Origin of the sequence: Streptomyces violaceorubidus (assembly GCF_000717995.1) — a bacterium.
In the GTDB taxonomy this organism is placed as follows: domain Bacteria; phylum Actinomycetota; class Actinomycetes; order Streptomycetales; family Streptomycetaceae; genus Streptomyces; species Streptomyces violaceorubidus.
This window is the reverse complement of the sequence record NZ_JODM01000058.1, coordinates 1-13,930: the sequence shown is the minus strand read 5'-3', so window position 1 is coordinate 13,930 and position 13,930 is coordinate 1. Positions and strand designations below refer to the sequence as shown.

At 69.9% G+C, this 13,930-nt stretch carries 2 protein-coding genes and 1 pseudogene; 2 read left to right on the top strand and 1 reads right to left on the bottom strand.

All coding sequences use genetic code 11. The annotated features are described in order from the left end of the window. A partial coding sequence (locus IE94_RS40690) for a hypothetical protein (protein WP_209441105.1) occupies nucleotides 1-222 on the bottom strand: 222 nt, incomplete at its 3' end. A 1,485-nt stretch (nucleotides 223-1,707) separates the two neighbouring features. Here IE94_RS40690 and IE94_RS0133210 point away from each other — a divergent pair. Together IE94_RS0133210 and IE94_RS36450 are read left to right on the top strand one after the other, a co-directional pair. Continuing rightward, complete coding sequence (locus IE94_RS0133210; protein WP_157849423.1) at nucleotides 1,708-12,972, top strand: hypothetical protein; 11,265 nt, start codon at nucleotides 1,708-1,710, stop codon at nucleotides 12,970-12,972. Between the two features lie 115 nt (nucleotides 12,973-13,087). Further along, nucleotides 13,088-13,820: pseudogene (locus tag IE94_RS36450) on the top strand (transposase). Nucleotides 13,821-13,930 lie beyond the last annotated feature (110 nt).

The window sequence follows — 13,930 nt, the reverse complement described above, 5'->3', positions numbered from 1 at the left end:
ATCACCAACTGGCGTCGCGAGGTCATGCTCCCCACCGGGCAGGAGTGGGCGGGCGCCTGGCTGAAGTCGGTACGCGCGGGCGAGCTCCAGGAGGTGCCCGACACCCACGATCCAGCCGATCTGCCCGACGCACCGCTGCCGTTCGTGCAGTCCGGCCGTGGTCCGGGGCGTTCCCATCTGCAGGTCGGGCCCTCGGTCGACGCGCTGGTCTCGGGTATGCACGGGCTGAGCATGGGAGCCAGGCCGCGGGTAGTGCCGATCACTCGGCTCCTGACGACGACTGGCCGAGTCAACGGGCCGGTGAGCGGGCTGGACTTCCGGGTGGCGGGTCGGGAGCGGCCCGGGGCCGTGCTGAATCCGAATTCGGACGGGTTCGTGCTCTTCACAGGGCCGATGGTGCCGGGTGCCATTCCCTCCGAGTTGGCCGGTGCGCCGGTCACTGCTCCGTGGGCGGGTCGGCATCGTCCCTTCTTCGTGGTCGCCGATCTGACGCCGCAGGGCATCCCGGTCGTCACATCCGAGGGCCTTCGCTATCTGAGTCCGCACCGGTTCGCCGACCATCTCGCGGGGGACCGTTTCCTGTCCACCGCCGACTCGAACACCCCTCTCGTCCTGGTGATCCCCGGTGGAGGTGCGCACGGCCTGGAGCTCCCCCGGATCATCGCCGCGCGCACTGGCAGGGGTGTGTGGTCCTCGGACCTCCCGGTCACCCTGCGTTCCGATGAGGACGGTGAGGATCAGTGGGTCGTTCAGCATCGCACCAGCATCAACAGCCGTCCCGGTCGATGGCTTTACAGCGGACCGTCCGACACGGCGACGCTGGCCGCCGCCAGGTCGAGGAACGTGTCTGTCTACTTCAGTAAAAGGGACACGGAAGGTCCTCCACTCAGTGACCTTGCGCTGGCCTCGTACACCGTCGTGGACAGCCGCGGGCGGATCGTGGGAAGGGCGAGTCACACCGAACGGGACCTGAACGCCGTGAGCGGCAGTTCCTCCAAGGTCGAGTCCATGTCCCGTTGGGGAACCGCCGTTCACTGGTTCTTGACCAGCCAGCGCAGTGGACGACAGTTGCGGGTGAGTGAGGACAGGGTCCTCCCCTGGCGGGCACAGGGAAGCACGGACAACCCGTATTTCTTCGGAGCTCACGGAAGCCCCGGATCGATTGACCTGGTTGACAAAGACCAGGCCGTACATGTCGTCAGCGGGACGACTCTGGGCGGAATCATCAGGCGTCGACCGAGTTTCTCGGGCAAGTCCTCGGTGGTCCTCGTCGTGTGCCACGCAGGCGCCAACCCCGTGAATCCGTCCGGTGGTACTGCCGCAAGCGTCGCCCAGGAGGTGGCCGATGTCCTCCAGGTAGCCGTACACGCACCTACCGGAGTTGTGGCGACGGGCCTGGATTTCGTCAGGGACGGGGCCTGGGTCACGTTTCACCCCGCAAACACCGCTTCCGCTCTTCCCCCCGGACCGCCTCCCGGCACCCCCCGAGGCCCCGCCCGCAGCACTCGCCGCCCGGCACCGCGTCCCGGCGGTCCCCTGCCTCCGGCTCCGCCCCTTCCGCCTCCCGGCGGTCCCCTGCCTCCGGCTCCGCCCCTTCCGCCTCCCGGCGGTTCCCGGCGCGGCGCCCGGCGCCCGGCTCCGCCCGGACCGCCTCCTGGCTTCCCCCTGCCCCGGGTACCCGGAGGGCCCTTCCAGAGCGCCGGCGAGGTGCGGGACGAGTCGCTCGCGCTCCTCGACGCCGATACCTCGCCCGTGCAGTCCGGCCGTGGTCCGGGGCGCTCCTATCCGCAGGGCGGGCCCTCGGTCGACGCGCTGGTCTCGGGTATGCACGGGCTGAGCAGGGGAGCCGGGCAGCGAGAAGAGCCGATCACCAGGCCCCTGACGACGACTGGCCGAGTCAACGGGCCGGTGAGCGGGCTGGACTTCCGGGTGGCGGGCCGGGAGCGGCCCGGGGCCGTGCTGACCCCGAACCCGGACGGGTTCGTGCTCTTCACAGGGCCGATGGTGCCGGGTGCCATTCCCTACCAACTGGCCGCGGCACCGGTCACTGCTCCATGGGCCGGTCGCCGTCGTCCCTTCTTCCTGGTCGCCGACCTGACGCCCCAGGGCATTCCGGTCAACACGCCCCAGGGCGGTCGGTACCTGAGTCCGCACCAGTTCGCCGACCATCTGACGGGGGACCGTTTCCTGTCCACCGCCGACCCGAACACCCCACTCGTCCTGGTGATCCCCGGTGGAGGTGCGCACGGCCTGGAGCTGCCGCGGATCATCGCCGCCCGCACCGGCAAGGGCGTGTGGTCCTCGGACCTTCCGGTCACCCTGCGTCCCGGTGTGGACGGGGCCGGTCAATGGATCGTCCAGCACCGTACGGGCAGTGACAGCCGCCCCGGTCAATGGCTTTACAGCGGACCGTCCGACACCGCGACACGGGCTGCCGCCACGTCGAGGGACGTGTTCGTCTACTCCAACAGAAGGAACATGGCAGGCCCCCCGCTCAGCGACCTTGCGCTGGCCTCCTACACCGTCGTGGACAGCCGCGGGCGGATCATGGGACGGGCGAGTCACACCGATCAGGAGCTGACCGAGGGGGGAGAACTTTCCCGTATCGTGGGTGTGTCCCGTTGGGAGACCGCCGTTTACTGGCACGGCACCAGGTCCGATCACCCAGCGGTGCCGGTGAGTGCGAACAAGATCCTTCCCTGGCGAGCACGGGGAAGCACGGACAATCCGTATTTCTTCGCAGCTCACGGAATCCCCGGATCGGTTGACCTGGTTGACAAAAACCAAACCGAACATTCCGTCAGCGGGACGACTCTGGGCGGAATCATCAGGCGTCGGCCGAGTTTCTCGGGCAAGTCCTCGGTGGTCCTCGCCGTGTGCTACTCAGGTGCCAACCCCGTGGATCCGTCCGGTGGTACTGCCGCAAGCGTCGCCCAGGAGGTGGCCGATGTCGTCCAGGTAGCCGTACACGCTCCGACCGGAAGTGTGACGATGAATCTGGCATTCGTCCGGGACGGCGGCTGGGTCACGTTTCACCCCAAAAACACGGCTTCCGCTCTTCCCCCCGGGCCGCCTCCCGGTTTTCCGCCGCCTCCGGCTCCCGGTTCCCGGCACGCGGCACCGCTCGGGCCGCCGCCCGGTTTTCCCCTGCCTCCGGCTCCGGGTTCCCGGCGCCCGGCACCGCTCGGGCCGCCCCCCGGTTTTCGCCCGCCTCCGGCCCCCGGAGGCCCCTTCCAGAGCGTCGGCGAGATGGAGAACGAGTCGTTCGGCCCCTTCCAGGACGGTCTGTTCGGCGACGGTGACGGTGGACCGGGGCGGTACCGGGCCGAGCTGCCCGCCGCGGCCCGACGCACGGCGCTCAACGGCATCGCCGCCGAGGACACCGCGGGCGGCCCGGTCCGCACGGACGACGACCACGCCGCCGCGCTGCGGATGTTCGAGCGGATGTGGGGCAAGACCAGCGCCGACCGCCGGCTGCCGGGCCCGCTGGTCACCGCGGTGATCGACGCCTACACGGCGGTGGGCGGGAACCCGCGGAGTGCGGGGCGCCTCGTCGCCCGGTTCGACGAGCACGCATCCGACTTCACCGCGCTGTCCCCGGCCGACCAGCATGTGGCGGTCATCGCCCAGCGGCTGCTGCGCGGCACGAAGGGGGACGCGGACGCGGCGGCGGAGCGGGCGCGGGCCGCGGGTGTCACCTTCTCCGAGGAGGGCGACGTCGTCGCCCCGGCCGGTTCCAGCGCGGTCAGGCTCGGACCGGTTCGGCTGACCGCCGAGGACCGGTCGGCGCTGGACGCGGCGGAGCACGCACTGCTCGCCAGGAGCGTCGGGGACCTCGCGAGTGCCGAGCGGTGGGCGCGGCAGCAGGTGTCCGCCGACCACACCTGGTACGTCGACGGCAACCACCCGGCCGCGGCGGAGCGGCGCGATCTGCTGGCCGCCTTCGTCACGCTGCTCAGCCACCGCCGGCTCACCGACGGCACGGACGCGGCGCGGGCGCTCTCCCGGGAACTGGCCGGGCGCTACGGGACACGGCGCACGACCGGACTGGCGGGCGGCACCGACGAGGACACCGCGGTGCCCGAAGGCCGGCCGGAGGCCGGGCCGAGCCGGGCGGAGCCGCTGGGCCGGGCGGAGCCGCTGGGCTGGGGCCAGGAGAACGACCAGCTCGACCGGCGGCGGCCGGTCGACCCCCGACTGCAGACCTTCGACGACTTCATGGAACCCGTGCGGCGCTGGGCGCAAACCGCTCAGGACCGCACCTCGGCCGACATCGACGTCCTGCTGATGGCCTACCCGGGCGTCAACGGCTTCGTCCAGACCGTCCGTACCCAGCAGACCGGTCACGCCTTCATCGCGGTGCGGGTGCCGGACGAGGAGAAGGCGGTCAGCTTCGGGTTCACCGTGCAGACCGAGACGCTGAACATGGACGTGGTGATGAAGTCGCTGCCCGGCGGCGTCACCCAGGAACGCCCCGACGCTCTGCTCGACTTCCAGGCGGAGGTCCTCGCGACCTACCGCGTCAACGCCGACCAACTGGCGGCGGCGTACGAGTACGCGAAGGAGAACTCGGCCCGGCCCTACAACCTGCTGACGTACAACTGCGTGGTGTTCGCGCGCGGCTTCGTGCAGGCCGCAACCGGCCAGGAGGTCGGGGACCCGAAGACCTTCTCTCCGGCCGCCTTGGCCGAGCAGCTCAGGCCCGGGTCGCGGCGGGACTGGGCGTACCACCCCCGTTTCCTGGAGCCGGTCCCGGCCGACCGGAAGGCGCTGCTGGAAGCGCACCGATGGGCGGACAGGTATCCCGGGACGAAGGCGATCAACTGGGCCTTGGCGCAGACCTTCATCGACCACCAGCGACCGGTGTTCTCCGGGCCCCCGACGAAGACCCTGGAGCGGCAGCGGGACCTGCTGCAGCACTTCGCCACCCTCATCGCGCACCGGTACGACGTGGCGGGCGAGGAGGCGGCCCGCGCCTATTCGCTGGAGCTGGGCAAGCGCTACGGGACGCTGCGCGCGGAGTACGCGGCGGGCTGGACGGCAGCCCGGGAGATGCTGGAGCCGCTGCGCGCCTACGTGGAGGGTGCCACCGACCACTCGGTGAAGGACGCCGATGTCGTCGTACTGACGGGGCCCGGCGGCCAGCCCGCCGTGGCGGTCCGGGTGCCGGGCCACACGGAGCTGGTCACGGTCCGCTTCGGCCAGCTCAACCCCCGGGCGGCCACGTTCTTCTGGGACACCTTCCAGGGCGGGCTGTTCTTCGAGCACACGCACCGGATCACCGATCCGGACACCGAGGTCTTCGCGGCCTACGCCGTGAACGCCGCCGAGGTCGGGGCCGGTCACCGGTACCTGTTGGAGCAGGGCGCCGCCACCTACAGCGGGGTGTCCTACAACGAGGCCGGTTTCGTCCGCGGATTCCTTACGGCGGTGCTGGGTCGCGACCCGGTCGGCGGCTCCGGGAAGAACGTTGCCGCCTTCTTCAACGCGATGCGCCCGCGCATCGACCTCTCCTGGAGCCGGGGCGTCTTCCCGCACGCCGAGCAGTCGCCGGCGCACCGGCAGGACACGGAGACCGCGCTCCGGGTGCTGGAAGCGGCCCCGTCGCGGGACCGCGCCGCGGCGCTGGCCTGGGCGGAGCTGCGGGTGGCCATCGACCACCAGCGACCGCCGCACGCCGGTCCCGAGGACAACGGGCCGCAGCCACTGGCGGAGCTGCTGGAGAGCTTCCGTCCGCAGATCGCGGCCTCCTACCTCACCCACGGACAGCCGGCCGCCCGTCGGCTCTCGTGGCGGCTGGGCCAGCAGTACAACACCTGGCGCTACACCGACCGGACACCACCTGCGCTGCCGCCCGGCACCGGTGCCGCGCCGGGGCCCGTGCGGCGCACCGTGCGGTTCGGCGGCCTGACTCAGCCCATGGTCGACGAAGGGGGCTTCCACCGGTTCCGCACCCCGGGCGGCGGCACCGTGTACATCAGCAACGACCAGATCCTCGGCGGTACGGTCCGCACGGCGGTGGCGGAGCAGATCGGTACGTTCATCAACGGGAACCTGACAGCCCACCATGTGCACGGGCTGCCGCAGCGGCGGACCGACTACGCCGGCGAACCGCTGTTCCTGGCCCCGAAGGGCGAAGCGGACCTCCCCCGGGCGGACGACGTCGACGCGACGTCGTTCGTGGCGCTGTCCACCACCCGGCACGACGCCGAGCAGCGTTTCCACGCGGCCACGGCGGGCCGCTCCGGCACCGCTATGGGCGTGCACGCCGATCTGCGCCTGACGACGGACCAGTCCATCGCTGTCATCGACGAGACGACCGTGCATGTCAAGGACGGAGTCCTGCTCACCCTCGACGACAGCGACCCGGTCGTCGTACGGGCGCCCGCACGCCGGACCAACATCACGGTCTTCACCGCGCAGGTCGATCCGGACCCTTACAAGCAGGTCCTGAAGCAGCAACTGGCCAAGCTCACCCTCGCTCCCGAACAGCGGGACCGACTCCAGCGGGCACTGAACACCCACGATCCCGCACCGGCCACGGCACAGGCCCTGGCGGAGGCCGCCCGCGACACCTATGGTGACGGCCCGGCGGAGCGCGATGACGCGGCCGCGGGACAGCCGGACCGGGATGGAACGCGCACTGTCGACGCCTCGGACGCGACGGCCGCCGCCGACACGACCAACCGCGAGTCCACAGTCCAACAGGGCCGCGCCTGGGGCACCTTCGACCCACAGCCGCTTGACTCAGAGAGCCGCAGTGAGGCGTCGACGGCCACCACGGCCGACACCGTCCCGCGGCCGTCCGGCACGCGCACGGGGGAGACGCCGGCCGACGACAGCGCCCCGAGCGTCCCGCCGGCCGTGCCGCTCGCGACCAGGTCGGCCCGCCCGGCGACGGCATCCGCCCGGTCCGCCGCGGCGCCCGCCGGCGGCGGCTTCCCGTCCGACGGCGACTTCGGGCCCGCCGGGACGCGGCTCGACGGCGCGCCGGAGGAGTCCCGCGCCGACACGGCCGGCGAGGGCTCGCACTCGGCGACGGCGCCGACTTCCTCCGTGTACACGGGCCTGGTGTCGGGCCACGGAGCGCCGCTCCCCCGGGTCCAGTACACCGTCCACGGCGGCGGCACCGACGCGCGGGGAGTCTTCCACCAGACACCCCGCCTCGACCTGGCGGTCACCGAGGCGGGCGACGCGGACGGCCGGGAGTCCGTGCTCCGGCTGGCGGCGCGGCTGCACCCCGGCGGGGACGGCGGCGACCCCGAGCTCGCCTTCTCCCGGGACGGCTCCCTCGCCGTCAGCCTGCGCGACCAGACCGAGGTGGCCTTCGCGACCAGGGCCGCGGCCGACAACGCCGAGCGTGCCCTGCGGGCCGCGGGTTCGAGGATCAGGATCGTGCTGGACGACGACGTGTTCCTCACCCTGCGTCTCGGCGGCCACGAGCGCACTCTGTACCGGGTGCGGCCCGAGTCCGACGCGGAGGCCGGCGCCGGGCTCTCCTCCTACGAGACGGCCACCGAGGCGCTCGGGGGGCCGCCGGGGCACGCGGTCTTCCGCGACGCGCACGGCGCACTGGTGTCGGCTCCCCTGAGCCAGGAGGACGGCACGCCGTCCCAGGAGGCGCACCAGCTGGTGGCGTCCCTCCTCGACCTCGTCGACGAAGGGCAGCACTCGGCCCACCACCCGGACGCCCGGTGGGCGGCCGACGTGGTGCGGACGGCTGCCGACGACAAGCCGGACGAGAGCGACATACCCGTCGTCCTCCCCGGCTTCCTCTACGAGTCCTACCAACTGAACCTGCATACCCTGCCGGCCATGGCCCAGCGCGTGGGGGTGAACGAGGCGGCCTTCGCCACGACGCCCGGCGAGGGCTACCTCGTGCAGTCCATCGCCTCCGAGGAGGAGAGCGCGGACCAGCTCGGCCGGCATGCCGTCCAGGCCGACGCCGATCACAACCCGAGCGGTTACCACTTCGCGTCCGTCATGCTCGTCAGCGAGGACGGGACCTCGACGGTCACCCTGGAGCACGCCCGGTCCGAGAACGTCCTGCGTGACATGGTGGCACGGGCCCTCGCCGACCGGGACCTCGCGGCCGACCTGGTACGGCTCAGGGAGCGGTCGGCTGACGACGCTCCGGCCATCGCCGCGCTCCGCGTGGCCGAGACCCTCGAAGAGCTGCGCGCGGCGCGCGCCCTCCCGTCCGACTCGGCCGCGGCCGTCCACCGTGCCCGCATCGAACGCGCCGGAAAGGAACGGCAAGCCGTCCAGGCGCTGCGCGCCCTCGCCCGTGAGCATGGCATCACGGTGCCGGAGACCGTCTGGACCCTGCGGCTCATCGGCGGCCATGCGGACGACAGCTTCCACAGCATGGCCAAGTACAGACTGGGGATCGAGCGGCCGTTCACCCTGGTGGTGGCCGCCCGGCCGGTCACCGGCCCGGACGCCCCCGGCGCGGGGCCGGACGCCACGGCCGGAGCGCACGGCGCATCGGCGCCGGCCGGTCCCGGCCCGGACGCCTTCGCCCCGCTTCCCGACAGGGGTTCCTTCCCCGAGGACCGCACCGCCCACCGCAGTTTCCGGCCGGACCCCTTCACCGCGCACCGCGAGGCCGTCCGGTCGCTGCTGGCGCTCGCCGAAACGGTCGAACGGCGGGAGACGGACCCGGCGGCCGGATCCGCCGGAACGTCCGCCGACGACTTCACCCGGCGGACCCGGCTGCTCGCCGACCGACTGGCCGAGGCCGGCCGGAAGACCTGGGACCCGAAGGCGTTCGAGGCATTCCTGAAGCGGCCGACCACCCAGTTGCTGGAGGGCAGGACCGCCCGCGCCCAGTGGCTCACCGACACCAGGAACCGGCTGGCGTCCGTGCCCCGGAGCAGCACCCGGGTACGGCCGATCCTGGAGAACGAGGAACGCCATCTGAACGACCAGCTGGCAAGCATCGACGCCGCGCTGCGGCACGCGAGCAGGTGGGAGCACCGCCTCGGTCCCCGCGAGAACGGGCTCGGGACGTGGATCGCCGACGCGCTGACGGCACGCTCCCCGCACGAGGCGCTCAAGACCGCACGAGCTCAGGTGAACAGCGGCAGGGAGGCGCTGGAACGGAGCCTTCACGACGCCGAAGATCCGGCCGAGGTGGACCGGCACTCGCTCCGGTACGAGTCGGCGCTCGAAGCGGTGCACACCCTCTCGGCACTGATCGGGCCCGGCCTGAGTGGAACGGACCCCGCGCATCGGGCCGCACTGGTCGCCGCCGAGCAGCGCTCCCGGCAGCTCTTCTCGCACCACTTCCAGACGGCAGGCGCCCGCCTGAGGCACCTCAACGCCCAGTGGGGGACGCGTTATCCCTTCCAGAGGGTCCACGGGGAGACCTTGCAGCACATCTTCCAGGAGTACCTGGCGTCGTCCGCCATGGCAGTGGTCAGCAACGCGGACGCCGACACGCTGCTGCGCGCCCTGGACGCCCAGCCCGGTGCCGCCCTGCCCGACCTGCTCGGCAGGGGCTCCGCCGGCCTGTCGGCGGCCCTGGTCTCCGTGGCGCACCAGGCGGCGGGCGCCACACCGCACAGCGGGCTGGCCGTGCGGTGGAAGCACGCCGTACGCCGGCGTGCCCTGCACACCCCCGAAGCCCGGCCGGACACCGGTTCGGGCTACGGTCTCGGCCTCTCCTCACTGCACGGCCTCCTCGCGCAGGGCGACGCGGAGGCGGTGCGCCTGGTCGTCGGCGAGGCCACGCGGTTCCGGCACGACATCGACCACAGCCGTGCACACTTCGGCAACCGGCTGTATCCCCGGGCCCACTTCGGCGCCGTCGTCGTCGGCGAACTCGGCTGGAACGACGTGGAGGAGGTCACCCTCACCTACTGGGACGACACGTCGAGGGACAGGGCCGAAGGACGCGCCGAGTTCCTCCGTGACCTCGCCGAGCGCGCCGGTCTCCCGATACCGGAACCGGTGCTGCGAGCCGTGCCCGGCCTTGACCACGAGGACGGGGCCGCACGGGACATCGCCTACAGGGCCATACCCGGGCAGGGGGCGCCGCAGGGTGTCGATCTGGTGCCGGAGAGCCACCGGGCCGTTGGCCTCGCTCACGTGGTGGACACCGAGGTCCTCCGGCACTCCACGTCCGAGCTGATCGGCGAGGCACCCTTCGGCCAGGACGCGCCGACTCCGTGGAGCCGGTTCCTGGCGCCCGGTCAACGGCCCTTCCTGGTCGTCGCCAGGGCCACGGACGACCGGGAGTTCCTCCTCGCCCGTCAGGACGGGACGATCGGGAAGCTGTCGGAGCGGGAGTTCGCCGACGTCGTCGGCGACTTCGTGCCGCCCACCGACGAAGGCCCGGTCGTCCTGCTGATCAGCCACGGCTCCACGGGCGACCCGGTGCTTCCCCGGCGGCTCGCGGCCCGGACGAACCGGCCCGTCTGGGCGTTCAGCGGAGCGCTGGACTTCCGTACGGCCCGGCGGGACGGCGAGGTGGTGTCCCGGGTGGTCACCTTCGCCGCCGTACACGGCCGGCCGGCGGGCACCTGGACGGTCAGCCACCCCGAGGATCTGGGCCAGGACGTGGCACCGGACGCGGTCATCACGGTCAAGGGCGAAGCCGTCCCCGACGCCCTTCTGCACACCCAGCCCATTCCCCACCACGAGACGCACCGGCCGATCGGCCGGTCGGCGCACGACCTTTCCTTCCTGAGCCAGGAGGAGGCCGAACAGCCCTTCTTGCCCGCGCAATCGAGTTACGTGCCCTTGTGGGTGGACTCCGCTGAGAACATCCGGCAGGCCGGGTCCGCTCAGCGATTGCCCTGGGCCGGAGCGGAAGACGGCCGTACCTACTTCTGGGACAGCCACGGAGGCCCCGACACCGTCACCATTCCGGGGCCCGGCGACCGTCCCCTCCTGATCGGGCCCGCCGAACAGGCTGCCTATCTCAAGCGCCGGAGCAGCTTCCGCAGAGCGTCCCGCGTGGTGATGGTCGCCTGCGACGTCGGCGACAAGCGGGACCGGCCGCTGGCCTACGCCCAGGAAGTCGCCGACGGGACCGGGCTCACGGTGTTCGGACCCGACGGGACGACCGACAGCACGTTCAACCTCCGCTCTCCCGAGAGCGAGAACCGCCTCGCGCGGTGGCACACGTTCCGTCCGGGAGCTCACGCCGCCCAGGAACCCACGGCGCCCGGCGCGACACCGGCCGACGCCGCGGCCACCAGCGGCCCGACCGGTCAGGCCGGCACGGACGATGCCCGGCGGCTGAGCGGGGCGGAGCGGTTCTCCCGGAGGCGGGGCGAGCAGCCGGCTGCGGCCGAGGAGAACCTTGAGCATCACGACACGCACGGGAGAGAACTGGGCGACGAAAGTCACCTACTGGTTCAAGAAATTTCCGGCCAATGGCAAGAGGTGTCGCATGGGCTTCCGGTTGATCCTCATGGCCGACAAGGAAACAATGAAACGCCAGTTGATGTTGTAAACATTGAGGATCTGTCGCAGGAGGAGATAGGTTCGCTCGTTCTTCGCATCTCTCGATCTGGTAACTGGCAACTCGCAGAGAAGATCCAGTCGTACGCCTATGAAGTGATTGACAGGAGTGAGCGACAGCGCCCCACTTGGCGTTCGCAGCGAATCGTGTGGACTGGGGACGAGATACTTTCACACGCCACATCGCTCGAATCGGACCTGCATGCACTGATCGCCCACGTTGCAGAATCCGGTTTTCCGTCGCCCGGAACTGTTTCGAAGTTCGAAAGCAGCGTTCAGCGTGTAGCTGAGGCGCTTGATGGATTCGTTGTGCGTACAGCGCATTTGGGCGGGATGTATCAGATCCGCAATAGGTTCGTTCCGGTTGTTTCCGCAGCGCGAGGTGTGTTGAAGTTCCTGAGGACTGGCGATCCCAGTGGATCTGCGGCACGAGAGAGGCCAATTTCGACGGAGATGCTGAGTGGTCTCGTAAATCATATTCGGACCTACCGGACTCGCAGGGCCTACGCTGCTATCGCTAGCGGAACACAGTGGGCACCGACCCTTGCGCGGGATGCCAATTTGCAAGTTCCGTCGATTGTGGCTGAAATGTCACAAAGGAATATCGAGCGTCTTCGAGCGGAAACGGCCGGGCTGCTGGAAGCAAGCGAAACGCGTGACGTATATCGTATGCTTCTCGACATGCCGCTACGTCTGATACATGCCACCAACGCTTTTCATGTGATTGCACAAAGCGGTATTATTTCTTCGCGTGATGACTTGCTGCGCCGCTCCGGAGCCCGGTTCCTGTCAGGAAGAACAACTAGCCGGGATTCCCGGCAGTTGGGTAACGCGGACTTCGTCTTCTACCGACTGGGCGTTGAACAGGAAAACCTGGAAACCCGCTATGGGGCCACCGCTCTCATTTTCGATTTTGACGTCGTCGAAACGGCCACGGGGTGGATGTCGCTGCATGATCAGCTGGAGCCCATCGAGCGTGACAGCATGCGATTGCTGTACGGGCCGGACGGCTCATTGCTGCGGCGTGTCAGGTATGCGGAGAATGATGGCATGCATTTCGACAAATGGATTGTAGAATACATGACCACGGGTGAAGTGCGTCACATGGATTTCACGCAGGAAGTTTTCTACGCCGACCATATCAAAGAAGGCTTGGCGCTGTCCGTGCTTCGCGAGTGGAGCGCAATAGGGGGCGATTATCTGCGGCATGTGATCGAGGCTGCCGAGGGAGCCCCTTCAAAACTGTGGTCCTTCGTTGCCAAGATTTACAGGCCGGAAGCAAAGACGCCGCCCATCCCGGTGAATCTCACATCTGATGAGCTCCAGTCGCAGTCCCCGTCGACCAACGCGTATCGACCTCTGCGAATACTCAACCCCAACGGAGACTTTCGATACTATCCCGACGGCACTGTGAATCCCCGTGCCATGGCTCACGTCCATGCGAACCACCGCGTTGACGAGTCCGAACCTGGGGGTCTCGATCCGACGGTCTCGAACTGAGCTGTTTCAGAGTGGCCACCGATGGGGGTGACGGCGTCGAGGTCGCAACGCACGAGGCACCCGCGCCGTTGAGGGAGGTGTTCGAAGTCTCAACTCGTCAGCGGCAGGTGCCTCGTTGATTCGCCATCCTGCCGTACTCGACCTTCCGCATGCGCTGGTCGAGTGGGTCACCATGCTCATCATCACCCGCGAGGGGTGACCGCCGCTGCAAGCTCCCTCCGCACCAGCGTGCCCTGGTCGCCCTGGTGTACCTGCGTAAGAACGAACCCCTGTCCCAGATCGCCGCCGCTTTCGGGATCTCCGTCGGTACCGCACACGCCTACACCACCGCGGTCATCGGCCTGCTTGCCGAGCGTGCCCCGGGACTGCTGAAGGTCTTACGTGAGACCGACCCGGAGTATGTCCTGCTCGACGGAACCCTCGCGGAGTGCGACCGGGCCGGCTACTCCGCCAAGCACCGCCTGCACGGGGTGAACCTGCAGCTGGTCACCGACCCGGCCGGCGCACTGCTGTGGATCTCGCCCGCACTGCCGGGCCGCACGCACGACCTGACCGCCGCCCGCACCCACCGGATCATCCGGATCTGCGAACGCCAAGGAGCGATCCTGGCTGACTGTGCCTACATCGGCGCGGGACCGTGGGTGACCATGCCACGGCGACGCCCGCCCAGAGGCGAGCTGTCCCCGACGCAGCGGACCGTCAACCGAGCGTTGTCCCAGGCCCGGGCGGCGGTTGAGCGCGGCCCGGCACTCCTCAAACGATGGCGGATCTTCCGCAAGGCGCGATGCAGCCCGAATCGAATGACGTCAATCGCGGCAGCCGTACTCACTCTGGAGCGGCAACGCTGAAAGAGCTCACTTGAGCCTCTTTCATCCTGTGCTGGTGGGTGAAATGGGCTGGTCAGCGGGTGTGGTGACGAGACAGGGCCCCTTGTCGTTGGCGTGGTGATCTCACTCAT